Here is a 14,992-nt window from a genome sequence, read left to right on the forward strand (position 1 = left end):
TTGTGTCGCTGAAGACGGTGAGGTTCACGGTAGGCACCCACCATGGATATGGCGGGTGTGCGGATCGTCAGCGATGTTCGATGCCGGGAGTGACGAGGCGCTGATACGCATCAACGCCCAGAGCGTGCTGGGGAGGCGTAGTGGACGATTCGATTAGTGATGGCGTCAGACCGCACGGTCGGCATCGCGGGGTGTGGGTGGGCTGTGACCGTTCCTGCCGTGTGGTGGGAGGTGCGGGGTGTGTTGCTAGCCGATGAGTTCTTCTGCATCGCTCGTGAGGACTGGAACGGGCGGTCTCTGCTGCATCCTCGGACGCTCGGGTTGGGGCTGGCGGGTGCGTTGCTGGGCGAGCTGGTGCTGTTCGGCCGCATCGCCATCAACGACAGCGTGATCTGTGTGGTGCGCCGCGACCCGCCGGAGGACCCGTTGGCGCATGAGACGTTGACGCACCTGCTAACCCAGCCGCAGCACCGTGATGTACGGACCTGGCTGGCGTACTTGGCTGAGACGGCAACGGACGAGGTGGGGCAGCGGTTGGCGCGTGCCGGGGTGTGGCGGCGGGAGGAGCGCCGCCGGTTCGGTCGTGTCCGGGTGTCGTGGCTGCCGGCGGACGTCAATGTGGTGGCGTGGCGGCCGATCCGGCTGGCCGGGCGGCTGACCTCACCGGAACCGATCGAGGTGCCGGATGTCGTGTTGGCGGGGCTGGTCGCGGTGACCGGGCTGACCGGTGCGGTGTTGTGGCAGCCGGAGCTCCGCGAGGTGGGGATGGCCCGGTTGTCGGCCGAGGTGGCGCGGTTGGACCGGTCGCTGTTTCACCTGCTGGCGTTCGTGGAGGCCGCCGTGGGTGACGCCGTCCTTGCTCCTCGTTGACCGGTCCCATCGCCGCGTGCTCGAACGGCTCTCTCCTGCTGCCATCTCTGGGCTCGCCGATGCCCTCGACTCCTTGCACATCGCTTCGATTCCCTTGCCGTCCCCTCGATTCCTGGAGTGTCGTGATGTCCGGACCTGATGTGTTCCCTCGTGCTGATGTCGTTGCTCGGACCCTGGCGCGGAACCGGCTGGGTGTGCCGTCGGTGGTGTTCTTCGTCATGTCGGCGGCTGCGCCGTTGACAGTGGTGGCGGGCCTGGTGACGACCGGGTTCGCGGTAACCGGGGTGACCGGTATCCCGCTGGCGTTCCTGGCTGTCGGCGTGGTCCTGGCCGTGTTCTCCGTCGGCTACGTGGCGATGGCCCGGCACGTCGCCAACGCGGGCGCGTTCTCCGCGTACGTCGCCCGAGGGCTGGGCCGCCCGTTCGGGGTCGGCGCAGCGTGGGTAGCGCTGGTGGCGTACAACGCGTTGCAGGTGGCGTTGTACGGAGCGATCGGCGCCGCCGCGAAACCGCTGCTCGGCCAGTGGCTCAGTCTCGATGTCGCCTGGTGGGTGATCGCCCTGCTCGCGTGGGCGCTGGTCGCCGTCCTCGGCGTGCTGCGCGTCGACGTCAACGGCACCGTCCTGGCCGTGCTCCTGCTGGCCGAGATCGCCGTCATGCTCGTGTTCAACGCCGCTGACCTGCTCCACCCGGCCGACGGGGTGGTCAGGTTCGACACCCTCGCCCCCGGCAACCTGGCGGCGCCGGGGGTCGGGGCGATCCTGGCGCTGGCGGTGCTCGGGTTCGTCGGGTTCGAGTCCGCGGTGGTGTATGCGGAAGAGTCCAAGGACCCCCGCCGCACGGTGCGGGTCGCCACGTACACGTCGGTGGCGTTGATCGCCGGCCTGTACGCGTGTTCGGCGTGGGCGATGACGGTCGCGGTCGGCCCCGACCGGATCGTGACCGCCGCGCGGGAGCAGGGACCGGAGGTGGTGTTCAACCTGGCCGCCGCCCAGCTCGGCGGCCCGGCCGCCGACATCGGCCACGCCCTGTTCCTGACCTCCCTGATCGCGGCGCTGATCTCCTTCCACAACCTGATCGCCCGGTACACGTTCGCCCTGGGCCGGGAACAGGTCCTGCCGGGCTGGCTGGGCAACACCTCCCGCACTGGCGCGCCGAAGGTGGGGTCGCTGCTGCAGAGCCTGGTCGGCCTCGCCGTCATCATCACCTACGCGGTGGCCGGCTGGGACCCGCTGGTGCACCTGTTCTTCACCGCCGGCACCGGCGGCGGGTACGGGGTCCTGCTGCTGGTCACGGTCACGGCTGTCGCGGTGATCTCGTACTTCGCCCGGCACCGGGCGTTGGACAACGTCTGGCGGCGGCTGCTCGCGCCGCTGCTGGCGGCGGCCGCTTTGCTGACCATCACGTACCTGGCGACGGCGAACTTCGACACCCTGCTCGGCGTCACCCCCGACTCCCCGCTGCGCTGGGCCATCCCGGCCACGTACGCGGCTGTCGCGGTGCTCGGGGTCGGGTGGGCGCTGGTCCTCAAGGTCACCCGCCCGCACGTGTACGCCAACATCGGCATGGGTGCCAAAGCCGCCACCATCGGCCTCGGGCTGAGCGTGCCCGGCACGCGACCCACCACCGACACCGTCACCACTGGGCGGCCGGTCCGATGACCCCGCCGACGACTCCATCGCCGGTGATCGTGCGTGCCGGACGCGGCGACACCCATCATGTCGCGGATCTGATCGCCACCGCGTTCCATGGTCTGGACGTCGCCGCGTGGCTGGTGCCGGAACCGCTGGAGCGGCAGCGGGTGCTGTACGCCAACTTCAGCATCTTCGTCGAGCACGCCTTCAACCATGGCGATGTGCTGCTCACCGCAGACCGGTGCGGAGCGGCGGTGTGGTTTCCCCGCGACAGCCCGCTGCCGCAGATCCCGGACTACGAGCGGCGGCGGTGGCTGGCCTGCGGCCCGTACACCGACCGGTTCCAAGCCCTGGACACAGCGTTCGACGCGCACCACCCCACTGCGGAGCACCACCACCTCGCGTTCCTTGCCGTACACCCGGACCGGCAGGGCCACAGGATCGGCACCGCCCTGCTGGACCGCAATCACGAGCGCCTGGAATGGGCCGGGTTACCGGCCTACCTGGAGGCGTCCAGCGAGGCCAGCCGAGTCCTGTACCTGCGGCACGGCTACACCGACCACGGCACACCGATCGACCTGCCCGACGGCGGGCCACGCCTCTGGCCGATGTGGCGGGCACCCCGGCAGCGCCGCGTTCCAACACCGGCGTCGATCGCGATGTCGCCCAACGGCACGGCATCATGACCGCGGCCCACGCGGCGCTGCATCACGCCCTGCAGGGTGCGTACGCGGCGCTGCTCGCTGCGGACACAGCGGCCGCCGCGGCGCTGCTGAAACCGCACCTCACGCGGCGGGATGGCGCGGTGCCAGCGACACCAACTCCGACCCGACTGCGAATGGCAGGAACTCACGGTGAAGCGCACCATCCACGTCCTCGAGGACGACCTCGACGGCGGCTCCGCGGACGAGACCGTCCTGTTCGAACTGGACGGCACCGCCTACACGATCGACCTGTCCGCGGCGAACACCGCGGCGCTCCGCGAGACACTCGACCCGTTCGTCCGAGCCGCGACCATCATCCAGCCGCAGAAGCCCGTGTGGAGCGGCCCATCCCGTGACAGCCAGCGCCGCACAAGCCGCGGCGGCAGTGACCGCGCCGGCGGACCGGACCAGCGCCGACCCGATGCGGCCCAGCGCCGGGCGGACAACACCGCCATCCGCGAATGGGGCCGAGCCGCCGGCTACGACGTGCGTGACCTCGGCCGGATCAGCTCGACCCTCGTCGCCGCCTACCACCGAGCGGCGGCAGTCCCCGGCCCGCCACCGCAGTGACCACCGAAATACTCTCGGCACACCTTCGCCACCCGAGACGCCACCCGCCGGCTCCTACGGCAATTCTCGGGTCGTTCGACCGTCGGCCGGGCCGGCGAGACGCCCTCGTTGCGGGCATCTGAGCTGCGGAAACGTGCCTCAATGGTAAGTCGATATGTTCGGCCGGGCGGCGAGCGGTACCCTGTATCCGCGGGCTGCTAGCTCAATGGCAGAGCTGCGGACTTTTAATCCGTAGGTTCAGGGTTCGAGTCCCTGGCGGCCCACCCGAAACGGATACCCAAACAGAGGGGCGCGAGCGGGCGGCTGCGTTCCGGGTCGGATATCGGCAGGTCATGGTTGCCGTTGCCTGATCGGTGTCCGGGCGGTGGGTCGACAGGTTCGTTGTGGCCGGCCGGGCCGATATCTCGGAAGGTGATCTCTGTGCCTGACGCGATGATCCACGACGGACGGGTGGGAGTGCCCCGGGGTCTGGCGCCGGTTGGCTGCGGGCGATGGGCTAACCGCGGGTCTGAAGAACGTAGTGGTAGTTGCCTTGCCCGATGGTGCGGTTGAGGGTGGCCGTGATCGAGGCCGCGTTGTCCCGTGGGCCCTGGACGTACAAGGGCTGGCCATTTCGGCCGAACGTGATCGTGCTGGGTGGCATCCATTCCCCGAGATGCCCAGCGACCAGGTCGAAGTCGGGGTGAGGCTCGAATCCCAGGCCTCGGGCATGCTCGACAGCGCCGAACACCAGATGCTGGACGAGATCCAGTCCGACCGGCAGCGGCGGCTCGCCGTGGGCGTCGAAGTAGTAGGCGACGAACGCGTCCAGGTCCCCGGACGCCATCGACCTCGGTCCGACAGCGTTCTTCAACCCCAGGCAGTAGGTGTCCACCAGGTACCCGCAGACCGTGACCCGATGGCGACGCTCCTGACGGGCGACGACCACGCCGGCCAGACCGCCGTGCAGCCCGGACCGGTCGAAGTCGACATCAGGCCACTCGGGATGCCCGGTCACCGTCAGCCCACCACTCCACCGCGGACTCACCCAGCAGCCGACCAACTGGTGAGGGTCGGCGGCGGCCTGCTCCGCGGCCACGGCCCGCACCAACGCCGTCACCCGCGCGGCGGGAACCCCGACCATACGGGCGATCTGCTTGGGCGTACATCCCTGGGCCCGCAGCGTGCGTACCCGCTTGACCAACTCGTCATCCGTGCTCATCTGCCTGGTCCTTCTCCAGCCGTACCGCTTGGCCATGCGCCCGTCGCCGGTTGGTGCCCATGCCCCGTGCCTGGGCGAAGGCCCACGGCTGACGGTGTCTTTCTCCCTGCGGGACACGGCATCCTATCCGAGGGGTGCGCGACGACACGATGTCCCGTTAGCGTGATGACCAGCCTGGGCATGCGGTGTCGAGTAGATCGTCAGGTAGCGGCTGCCGGTGCTTGTCCAGCAGTGTGAAGACGGAATGGGCATAGGTGTCCATGTCTCCGGCGTAGCCGAGCAGGCCGTCGCGGTCATGGACGTCGCCGCAGGTGTGCAGGCCGGCGAGCACGCCGACGGCGACCTGGTGTGCGGATGCGGTCATGCCCAGTTTCAACCGCCGGGCGACGTCGTCCAGGAACGGCGCAAGCGTCTCCTCGACGATCTCACCGGCGGCGTCGCACTCGTGGGTGTAGCCGCGACCGGGATGGTAGCCCGCACGTTCGTTGAGCGCCTCCAGCGGCAGCGACAGCAGCGCGTACGTGACGTCCTCGCGGACCGACTCCCAGGTGGTGTCGTCAAGGATGCCCGCGGCGAGTCGCTCGGCCTCGGGGATCAGGTCCGGGTGTGCTTTGAGCAGGGCGTCCAGGATCTCCTTGGCCTCGTGCGGGCGCAGTGCCTTCAGGGCCGGGGCTCGTCGCTGTCGGGCCATCGGGGAGTGGTCTCCTGGTCAGCCGGTGCGGGTTGCGGTGTGTACGACCGTGTCGAGTCGCCGGTCGGCGTCGGCGGGGTCGAAGTGTGCCGGGTCGAAGTCGGCGCCTTTCTCGATGCCCAGCCATTGCAGCATGTCGTGATGATCGGGGTGGTTGGGATCTGCGAGCGTGTCGATGAGTTGCTCGTATCCAGAGGTGCCGCCGCAGTCCTCCGGCGGGCAGGCACGTTCGCCGTCCAGGCAGGCCGGGTATCGGCCGCCCGGTTCGGCGGGAACCAGCTTCTCCAGCATGACCTCGTGTTCCCAGCCGTCGCCAAGATCGTATTCGTAGCCGAAGGCGTCGCCGACCCGTCCGGCCAGGTCGCGCAGGGTGGCCTTGCGTTCGTCGTGCAGCGGCAGCTCGGGGTCGGGGGTGCCGTAGTGGCCGGTGGGGTGGATGAACAGGTGCAGGTGCGAGTTGGTCCAACCCATCGCGGCCTGGATGACACGGTCCAGCCGGTCGAGGCGGATCGCAGCCGGCACGAGCAGCCGCCGCCACACGGGCGGGTCGGTGTCCATGAGCGTGACCTTGATCTGGGCGACCGGATCGCCGGGCGTCACGGCGCCATGCCGGGTGCGCAGTGTCCGGTCGGCCAACGGGGTCAGCCGGAGCCTTCCGTTGTCCGCGTCGTCCTCGGCGAGCGCGCCGAGCGCGACCAGTTCGTCGACAGCACGGCGCAGGTCGCGGGCGGTGACCTTGCGCAGGCTACGCAACTGTTCATCGGTGGCATCGTCAAGGTGATAGCGGGCGGCGAGGGTGGACCAGACGCGCTCCTGCACCTTGTCGACATCCACGGCACCGCCGCCTTCCGCGATGCTGGCGAGCAGCACCGCGATCCCGTCGGCGAAGTCCTCGCGGAGCAGCGAGGTGAACCAACCGGAGGGGCAGATCGACGGGCCGAGCTGGTCGAATGCGGAGAACATGGCGTCCCACAGCGCCGTCGGCTGGTCCAGCAGCCGCTGGTTCTTCTTCACCGGGACCAACCGGCCTCGCACGATCCGGAGCAGGCCGGCGGCCTTGGCCCAGGCCACCACGACGGCGAGGCCGGTCAGGTCCGCGCTGCTGCGGGTGCGGAACACCCGGTCGCCGATCACGGGGTCGATTGCGTCGCCGGTCTCCAGCAGAGCGACGAGATGCCGCGCGTCCGCCATGGTCAGCTGGCCGGTCTGGGTCAACTTGCGGCCCGCACCCACCCAGCGGGTCAACGCGGCCACCTGCCTCAGCGCCCGCGCGGATGCCACAGCGGCGGCCACACCTTCCTCGGACATCGAGTACCACCCACCATCTTGTCGACCGGTCTGCCGCGTCAGCGCACTACCGCACGCTTCTTTTGCGAACCGGTCCAGAAGCCATGTCGCGGCCTGATGACCGTCGGCGCCGCTGAGCAGGCCGATGACGGGCCAGCAGTCCCGAACCGTACGTGGTCCTGCTTTCCCGGCGGCACGCCGAAATCTCAGCGAGGACCCGATTCACGCGAAGCGTAGTGCCGGTCAAGGTAGCGATCGCGGCGACGGAGACATGAGCCGACCCGGTAAGGGTGACCGTTTCTCGCCGAGGCAGTCGGGGCAGCCCAGATTGAGGAGGAGGTGCCGATGGCTGTGATCGGGCGCATCGACTGGCCAGGCTCCAGGAAGCCGTATGGCACAAAGGTTGCTCGCGTATTCTCGCGGAGATGGCGGGTTCGATGCGTGTTGCGCTGGCGACGTTCGGTGTGGACGAGTTCGCCCTTCTGCATGCGACTTGTGTGGCAGCTGGCCATGTTCCCGTTGCGTACGTGTGCTGCCGGTCGATGAAGCCGAACGGCATCGTTGACGCTCACGTTGCCGCATCGATCGGTGGGATCGTGGGGGCGTTGCCGCCGGGGATGGATCTCCTGCTTCCGGGTAACGCGGTGGGGCTGGCGGAGGCTCTTGCCGGGTACCGGCTGGATCTGCTGGTGGTGTACGGCTTCAATTGGAAGCTTCCCGCCGCTGTGCTCGACACGCCCCGGTGCGGTGTGATCAACATTCACACGTCGTTGCTGCCGAAGTACCGGGGTCCGGCGCCGGTGTTGTGGGCGATCCGCAACGGCGACCCGGAGATCGGCGTGACGATCCATCGGATGGATGAACGATTCGACGCCGGTCCGATTCTGGCTCAGCGTGGCGGCATTCCGCTCGACGAGGACGTCACGCCGCGAGTCCTGTCGTCGCGGATCCGGCCCGTCCTCGCCGATCTGCTCGCTACCGCCCTCGACCAGGTGGTACGGGGCGTGCCCGGGGTGCCGCAGCTCGAAGGCGACGCGTCCTCGGCCGGCTTCATCGAACCGGAGTTCTCCACCGTGGACTGGTCGCGTTCGGCGCGTGAGGTGCACAACCAGGTGCGCATGTTCGCGTTCATGGGTCGTGACCACGCACCGGTCGCCCAGGTCGGCGACGGCTTCCAGAAAGTCTTCCGCACCCGCTTGACGCCGGGGGACGGTGTCCGGGTCGAGTGTGCCGATGCCCCGATCTGGATCGTGGAGTCGGCGCCTGCTACCGGGGTTCCAGCGCCTCGGTGAGGCGTCGTCGCAGCGCCGTTGCCTGAGGATCGTCGAAGGAGACAAGCAGATCGAGCGCCTGCCGCCGATGCGTCCGGGCGTCCTCTGCGGAACCGGTGCGGTCCAGGACGTCGGCGAGGTGGTCCAGGGTCTGTGCGAGGTTCCACCCGTCGCCGAGGTCGCGGTGAGCGTGAGCCGCGGCACGGTAGAAGTCCGCGGCTTCGGTGACCCGCCCCATGTCCAGGTATGCCTGGCCGGTGCCGTCGAGGGCGAGGGCTTCGCGGCTGCGGTCGCCGAGTTGCCGCTGGATGGCGGCGGCCCGCTGGTAGGACACCAGCGCTTCGGCGGGTTGCCCGGCGGCACGTTGTACGTTGCCCAGCTCGACCGACCAGTGCGCCTGCCATACCTGGTTCTCGTCCTCGTCGGCGATGGCGAGAGCGCTGTCGATGGAGCTCCGCGCGCTGTCGGTGTCGCCTGACGCTCGTTGCGCCCAGCTGAGCAGGAACAGGGCGTTGCCTTCGCCGAACCGGTCTCCGATGTCCCGGAACACCGTCAACGCGTTCCCCAGTAGGCCTTCTGCCGCCTGCGGTTGTTGCACCTCGCACAGGGTCTCCGCAAGGTTGCATCGCATGAGGGCCTCCCAGCGACGTTCTCCGAGTTCACCGAAGATGGCCCGGCTCTGCCCGAAGTGCTCCTTGGCGTCGTGAAGTCGGCGGCGGCGCAGTCCGATGAGCCCCAGGGCGTTGATGGACTTGGCTTCTCCGAACCGGTTGCCGAGGCTGCGGCGGATGGCCAGCGCGGCGCGGTGGCTGGTCTCCGCCTCGTCGAGCCGGCGCGACTGGAAGTACGCCTTGGCCTCGCTTTCCAGGGCTTCGGCCTGGCCGCCGGGGTTGCCGTCGCGTGCGGCGGAGGCGACGCCGATCCTGCTGGTCGTGAGCCAGTCGTCGAAGGCGTTCTGGTGCATGTAGATGCCGCGTAGTACGGCGGCGAGCCGCCATGCGATGCCGTGCAGGGCCGCGTCGGCGGCGGCGCGGGTCGCGCCGATGAGGTTGACGCGTTCGGTCTGGTACCACCGCAGCGCGGCCTCGTAGGTGTCGAAGGTGAGAGGTTCGACGTCGGCCGGGATGGGTGCGGTCAGCTGGTACCGGTCGAAGGGGGCGATGCGGGTCTGGGCGGCGTCGGCGGTGTGCAGGTACCAGCCGAGGACCCGTCGCGTCGCCTCGGTGCGGGTGTCGGGGGGTTCGAGGTGGCGGACCTGGTCGACGGCGTAGGCGCGGAGCAGGTCGTGGAATTCGTACCTGCCCGGTGCCGGCTGTTCGAGCAGGTGCGCGCCGACCAGGGCATCGAGCTGCTGCCGGGTGTGCCGGACGGTGGTGCCGGCGAGGGCTGCGGCGGCGGGTAGCCCGAACTCGTTGCCGGGGTGCAGGCCGAGGAGCCGGAACAGGCGGGCCGCAGGTTCGGGGAGGGCGCGGTAGGACCAGGCGAACACGGTGCGGACCGCGTCGGCGTCGTCGTCGCCCTCGGCGGTGAGGGCATCCCACAGGCCCGATTCGTCGCGCAGGTCGGCGATCAGCTCATCGAGGCGCATCATCGGCCGGCTCGCGGCCCGCTCGGCGGCGATCCGCAACGCGAGGGGCAGCCGGGCGCAGAGCCTGGCCAGCTCGACCAGTTCGTGGTGCTGGTCGTTCCGGCGATACCGGGCGGTCACGGTTCCCAGTAAAGCAACGGCGTCGTCCTCCCGCAGGATGTCCAGACCGAGCCGGACCGCGCCGTGCCGGGCGACGAGGCCGGAGAGCCGGCTTCGGCTGGTCACCAGCACCAACGACCTGGCGGTGCCCGGCAGCAGCGGCCGGACCTGGCCGGTTGTCGCGGCGTTGTCCAGCACCACCAGCATCCGTCGGGGCGCCAGCAGCGATCGGTACAGCGATGCCCGGTCCTCCAGGAGCGCTGGAACAGCCGTGGCGGGCACGCCCAGGTCGCGCAGGAACCTGTCCAGGACCTGCTCCGGAACGGCAGGCTGGCCGGGGTCGTAGCCGCGCAGGTTCACGTACAACTGGCCGTCGGGAAAGCGGTCGCGGACGCTGTGCGCCCAGTGCAGTGCCAGCGATGTCTTGCCGACCCCGGCGGTGCCGGTGATCACGGTGACGGCAGCAGCATTCGGATCCCCGTGGTCGTCGGACACGACCCTGGTCAGGATCGCCAGCTCGGTGTGCCGGTTGACGAACCCTCGCACGTCACCGGGAAGCTGCGACGGCAGCACCTGCAAGCCTGGCTCGGAGCGATGGAAGTGCACCCCGCCGTGCACGTCCCGGGCCTGGACCACGTCGCCCGAGACCGCCGCCTCCAGCCGGTTGACGTGCTGCGTCGGGTTCGGCTCGCCAACCGGCATCGCCGCATCCCGGTCCAGCTCGACTACTGCTGACGAGGCGGCGGAAGCGTCGCGACGCGATCGGCGAAGAACGGCGCCAACGGCCGGCCGATCTCGTACATATCCTGGATGAACCGTTGACACCGCACGACGAGGTCACGATCGACAAACTTGCGGGCCGACTCAAGCACCCCGTCATCGTCGTATATGGCCTGGTACATCACGGTCGATCCGAGGGTGTAGAGCTCCGGGAGCGGAGTGTCGTGCTCGAACTCGGCGACCTGGTTCCGGTCCACGACGCGCACGGCGCCGCCGAACTCGTCCCGCATCCGCAATACGTGAAGTTCCCACTGCAGATACGGGATGATGGGCTCTTCGACAACGCGGACGCGTCGTGTCACGAACTCGCGCTCGGCGGTCCTGCGATAGTAGTCGGCCATGTCGCCACGACCGGCTTCGAGAATCCGCAGCGACTCGTCCCAGTCTCCTTTTGCGAACGCTTCCCAGCTTGCATTTCCTGGTTCCTTGAAGAACTGCTGGCGCTCCAGCTTCCAGAACCCGGGCTCGGTCGTCGCCCAGAAGTTCCGCTCGAAGTCGGCCAGATAGGCGTCCAGCTCCATCCGTTCGCCTGCGGCTCCGGCGAGAAGGTCACGCATCCGGGATGTCCGCCTTCGCCGCGAGGATCGTCTTCCGCGGGATGATCACGATCCGTTCGCCGGGATCGACGCTCACCCCGTCGGGCAACCTGGCCTCATATGCAGCGGTTAGGTCCGATCCGATGATCGCGACATCACCATTGTCGAGCTCCCAGATATCCGGGCAACTTCCGTCGCCGGACGTCTGCCCCAACTCATGGGACGACTTCCCCCAACGCCGCAGGAATGACGCCGAGGGCTTCGCTTCCCACTTTTCGGCCACGACACTGCTCCAGGAATCGAGATCAAGATTACCCACGGTGACGCTATCATGACGAATGTGCGACAGGCAAGCGTCAGAGTCATAGATCGGCGTCTACGCTCGAATGACTCAGTCGGCAGTAGCCAGCGACAGCCAGGCGCACAGGACGGGTGTGGTGGGGATGGATCAGGAAATGGTGACTGCGATCGCGGTCGCCTTGGCGACGAAGGCCGCCGAAGGCCTCAGCGAGGGCGGCAGGGCCGCGTTCGAGGCGTTGGCGCGGTTGGTACAACGGGCGTTCCAGGGTCGGGCCTCCGCACAGGCCGCACTCACCGGCGCCGAAGCCGATCCGGCGGACGAGACCCGGATCGAGGAACTCCAGCAGGCGCTTGCCCAGACCGCAGCAGAAGACCCCGCGTTCGAGACGGACCTGCGAGGTCTGTGGCGCGAGCTCGCACCGCACCTGACCGCCAGCGATGGCGCCGTGGCCAACAACGTCTCCGGAACCGTCGAGGGCAATGTGGTGCAGGCACGCGACGTCCACGGCGGGATCTCGTTCAGCACACCAAGTCGAGACGAACCCTGACGCAGCCCTGGCTCCGCTCACGTCAACAGCCTGGACCAGTGCACCTTGCGGTTCGAGGGCTGCCCGTCGACCCGTCCAACTCTCACCGAACCCGCAGCCGACGGGCCAGAGGAGGTGGACGTCAACAGGCGACGGACATGCCGCTCGGACATGCCAGCCTCCGCGGCGATGTCTGCCGGACGCGCGTCCGGGCGTACCGCCAGCATGCGTGCGATGACGTCCGCTGTCTTCCTCGTACGCCCGCGGGCGCATTTCGCCACGCAACGGCGCATGCAGAACCGGCATGAAGTGCGACTAACCAGAATCGAACGAGCCGTGCAGATGGGCTTTGGAGGCATGCCCTTCGACCGCGGAGGCCCAGTGCCTCGTCCGAAGTCTCCCTGCAGCCGGTCAGTGACCACGCGCTGTCTGAGGGGTGGCATCGACGTCGGAGTCGCTGCCGGCGAGTTGGAGCCCGAAGTCGCTGGTGCTCGTGCGCTCCGGAATCTCGATGACCTCACGAAGCAGCGGTATGACGCTGGGCTGTGGCATGCCGCTGACCGTACCGATCCGTAGGGTTCAGCATGGGTTCGGGTGCGCGGAGCGCACATCGGACGAAGCTTTACTACCGCATATCACCCATAGTTGTCGTGACGATGCGTCGGAGGTACGGCCGGCCCGATTTCGGGGTGGACAGGAAATTTCCTGCGGGGTAGACACTCAGTCGGGTCCGAGTTTGTGTATCCCTGCACCGAGGCGGAAACAGTGATCCGCACTGGCCCAGTTGGCATTTCCGGACCGTCGCGACGAAGAGGCTGCTGATGCACGTCGACCGGATCGAGCGATCCATCGGCAAACTGATCGACGAGATCTCGGACGCCGAGATCCTGCTCCCCGAGATCCAGCGGGAGTATGTCTGGAAGCCGACCCAGGTGGCCAAGCTGATGGACTCCATCTATCGCGGCTACCCCTTCGGCTCGCTACTGTTCTGGGAGACCGACGACGCTCCGGAGACCCGAGCGATGTCGGTCAACGGTGCCGGTGCGGAGCCTACGAAGCCGCCACTTTTCCTGCTCGACGGCCAGCAGCGTCTGACCTCGCTGCACCGGGTGTTCACCGACCACCCTGATGCGCAGGTCGTCTTCCACGTGGAGAACCAGAAGTTCCAGAATCAGAGCGCCGCCACTGGACGCGACCCCAAGTGGGTCAAGGTGGCCGACGTTCTGAACCCGAAGACCAGCATGTTGCGCCTGACCCAGCGTCTGCTCGACGCCGGCTCGGCCCTCGCCGATCACGAAATCGAAGAACGGCTCAGCAAGATCAAGGCCCTGCGTGACCGGCGCTTCGTCATGGAGGTCCTGAAAGGCTTTCCGTACGAGGAAGTCGCCGAGATCTTCGTCCGGGTCAACAGCGGCGGCCGCCGTCTCGGTACCCTCGACCTTGCCATGGCGACCCTGTCGACCCGGTGGAAGGGAGTGCTGACGCAGCTGCAGAGCGAGTCCGAGCACTGGCTGCGCGAGGGCTACGGGGGCATCGACGTCAACTTTCTGTCCCGGGCGCTGGCCGGTGTCGTCCTCGGCCGCGGCCTCTCGGTCTGGTCACACAGCAAACTCCGCCAGACGGGCGACGCGGAGCTCGAACAGGGATGGAAGGTCGTCCAACGCGGCCTCCGGCGGCTGATCCCGCTGTTGCAGAGCCGCCTCGGGCTGACCCGGTCGGAGCCGCTGCCCTCGATGATCGTGCTCATTCCGCTGGTGGTTCTGCTCGGCGAGCGCAGCGGTGACGACCTCGACCAGGACACCTCGAACGGCGTCGTCTACTGGCTGTTGCTGGCCACTATCCGCACCCGCTACAGCGGCTCCACCGACACCCGCCTGAGCCAGGACATCCGTGCAGTCCGCCACGAGGACCCGATCCGATCCCTGCTCGAAGGTCTCGACATCGACACCTCCCGGGCCGAGGTCGCCGAGCGGGCCCTGCGCGGCCGGACTAAGGAGAGCCCTTACTTCTTCTTGAGTCTGCTGGTGGCGCTGGCGCACGGCGCACGCGACTGGTGGTCGGGCGCCGACCTGCTGCCGCCCGCCGAGGAACTTTTCAAGCTTGAGCACCATCACGTCCACCCCCCAGCCACGCTGGACTCGGGCCGGTTCGACAAGGTGATGGTGAACGATCTCGCCAACCTCGTCTTCATCTCTGCGCAGGCGAGCAAACGGATCAACGGCCGCAGCCCTCGTGAGTACGTCGCATCGCTGAGCGAGGCCGAACTGCGCGCACACCTGATCCCGCTGGACGACGCGCTGCACGACACCGAGAACTACTCGCGGTTCCTCAACGCTCGCCGCGCGCTGCTAGCTGAGGCGATGAACGCGCTGCTGGAAAGCTTCCGCCCGAGCTTCCTCGACGAGGGACCAGTGGAGAACGCCGATCCGAGCGCTGGGTTCGCCCTGGACCTCGCGCTCTACGGCACGTTGCGCGACGGTGGCCGGATCGTCTTCTCTGCCTCCGGCGAGGGCATCTCCTGGTCCGGTTGGGCTGCAATGGCTGAGCTGGACAGCGCCATCGAGTCGGCCCGGATCGCCGGACTCGACAGCGATGTGACGATCGCCGGCGAGTCCGTGCCGGTCGAGATGATCGAGGAGTCATTGCAGGTGCCGATCGGGCCGTTCCTGGTTACCGGCGCCCCGGAGGAATGGCGGGCGGTGTTCGACCGCGAGCTGGAAACCGCATTGCCGCTGTCCGCCTTCCCCACGATGGAGACGAAGCAGTGGCACGGCGAGGTCACCAAGTTCCCCGTCACCAGCACCGACTGACATCGCGACCACGGAGGACAACGAGTGACGACAGCATGGATCGTCCGGGCCGGTCGCGATGACAGCTACGACGAACTCGCCCTGGAACGGGAACTGATCGCGCTCGGCTGGTCCGCGGCCGGCG

At 68.3% G+C, this 14,992-nt stretch carries 14 protein-coding genes and 1 tRNA gene; 8 read left to right on the forward strand and 7 right to left on the reverse strand.

What is annotated here, in order from left to right:
* Positions 1-219 precede the first annotated feature (219 nt).
* The 5 genes from AB0H83_RS40295 to AB0H83_RS40315 all read left to right on the forward strand — a co-directional run bounded on the left by AB0H83_RS40295 (position 220) and on the right by AB0H83_RS40315 (position 4,041).
* Complete coding sequence (locus tag AB0H83_RS40295; protein WP_360105120.1) at positions 220-870, forward strand: GPP34 family phosphoprotein; 651 nt, start codon at positions 220-222, stop codon at positions 868-870.
* Positions 871-995: 125 nt separating this feature from the next.
* Complete coding sequence (locus AB0H83_RS40300; protein ID WP_360105123.1) at positions 996-2,531, forward strand: APC family permease; 1,536 nt, start codon at positions 996-998, stop codon at positions 2,529-2,531.
* A gap of 29 nt (positions 2,532-2,560) precedes the next feature.
* Complete coding sequence (locus tag AB0H83_RS40305; RefSeq protein ID WP_360105126.1) at positions 2,561-3,190, forward strand: GNAT family N-acetyltransferase; 630 nt, start codon at positions 2,561-2,563, stop codon at positions 3,188-3,190.
* 168 nt (positions 3,191-3,358) lie between these two features.
* Positions 3,359-3,778, forward strand: a complete 420-nt coding sequence (locus tag AB0H83_RS40310) for an Lsr2 family protein (RefSeq protein ID WP_360105129.1) — start codon at positions 3,359-3,361, stop codon at positions 3,776-3,778.
* Positions 3,779-3,969: 191 nt separating this feature from the next.
* Positions 3,970-4,041: transfer RNA gene (locus AB0H83_RS40315), tRNA-Lys, on the forward strand.
* 233 nt (positions 4,042-4,274) lie between these two features.
* Here the strand turns inward: AB0H83_RS40315 and AB0H83_RS40320 are convergent.
* The 3 genes from AB0H83_RS40320 to AB0H83_RS40330 form a co-directional block, all read right to left on the reverse strand.
* A complete protein-coding gene (locus AB0H83_RS40320; protein WP_360105132.1) occupies positions 4,275-4,979 on the reverse strand; it encodes a hypothetical protein in 705 nt (234 codons plus the stop codon).
* Positions 4,980-5,136: 157 nt separating this feature from the next.
* Positions 5,137-5,670: a hypothetical protein gene (locus AB0H83_RS40325; protein WP_360105135.1), complete on the reverse strand. Its 534-nt coding sequence runs from the start codon at positions 5,668-5,670 to the stop codon at positions 5,137-5,139.
* Between the two features lie 18 nt (positions 5,671-5,688).
* Positions 5,689-6,978, reverse strand: a complete 1,290-nt coding sequence (locus AB0H83_RS40330) for a plasmid pRiA4b ORF-3 family protein (RefSeq protein WP_360105138.1) — start codon at positions 6,976-6,978, stop codon at positions 5,689-5,691.
* Between the two features lie 404 nt (positions 6,979-7,382).
* Between AB0H83_RS40330 and AB0H83_RS40335 the strand changes: the two genes are divergently transcribed.
* Complete coding sequence (locus tag AB0H83_RS40335) at positions 7,383-8,249, forward strand: formyltransferase family protein (protein WP_360105141.1); 867 nt, start codon at positions 7,383-7,385, stop codon at positions 8,247-8,249.
* On the opposite strand, the gene AB0H83_RS40340 is transcribed toward AB0H83_RS40335, so the two are convergent.
* From AB0H83_RS40340 to AB0H83_RS40350, 3 genes are read right to left on the reverse strand one after another with little or no spacing between them, the layout of a single operon-like run.
* Positions 8,224-10,617 (reverse strand): tetratricopeptide repeat protein, encoded by a 2,394-nt coding sequence (locus tag AB0H83_RS40340; RefSeq protein ID WP_360105144.1) that lies wholly within the window; start codon positions 10,615-10,617, stop codon positions 8,224-8,226. The genes AB0H83_RS40335 and AB0H83_RS40340 overlap by 26 nt on opposite strands.
* A gap of 23 nt (positions 10,618-10,640) precedes the next feature.
* On the reverse strand, positions 10,641-11,252 hold the full coding sequence (locus tag AB0H83_RS40345) for a DUF6879 family protein (protein ID WP_360105147.1): 612 nt from the start codon (positions 11,250-11,252) through the stop codon (positions 10,641-10,643).
* A complete protein-coding gene (locus AB0H83_RS40350) occupies positions 11,245-11,550 on the reverse strand; it encodes a hypothetical protein (protein ID WP_360105150.1) in 306 nt (101 codons plus the stop codon). Before AB0H83_RS40350 ends, AB0H83_RS40345 begins: the two co-directional genes overlap by 8 nt.
* Positions 11,551-11,686: 136 nt before the next feature.
* Between AB0H83_RS40350 and AB0H83_RS40355 the strand changes: the two genes are divergently transcribed.
* Complete coding sequence (locus AB0H83_RS40355; RefSeq protein WP_360105153.1) at positions 11,687-12,079, forward strand: hypothetical protein; 393 nt, start codon at positions 11,687-11,689, stop codon at positions 12,077-12,079.
* A 390-nt stretch (positions 12,080-12,469) separates the two neighbouring features.
* Here AB0H83_RS40355 and AB0H83_RS40360 read toward each other — a convergent pair whose 3' ends face one another.
* Positions 12,470-12,610 (reverse strand): hypothetical protein, encoded by a 141-nt coding sequence (locus AB0H83_RS40360; RefSeq protein ID WP_360105160.1) that lies wholly within the window; start codon positions 12,608-12,610, stop codon positions 12,470-12,472.
* Positions 12,611-12,879: 269 nt separating this feature from the next.
* On the opposite strand from AB0H83_RS40360, the gene AB0H83_RS40365 reads away from it, so the two are divergent.
* On the forward strand, positions 12,880-14,868 hold the full coding sequence (locus tag AB0H83_RS40365) for a DUF262 domain-containing protein (protein ID WP_360105163.1): 1,989 nt from the start codon (positions 12,880-12,882) through the stop codon (positions 14,866-14,868).
* Positions 14,869-14,992: the final 124 nt, after the last annotated feature.

Source organism: Dactylosporangium sp. NPDC050688 (genome assembly GCF_040654515.1).
Taxonomy (GTDB): Bacteria; Actinomycetota; Actinomycetes; order Mycobacteriales; family Micromonosporaceae; genus Dactylosporangium.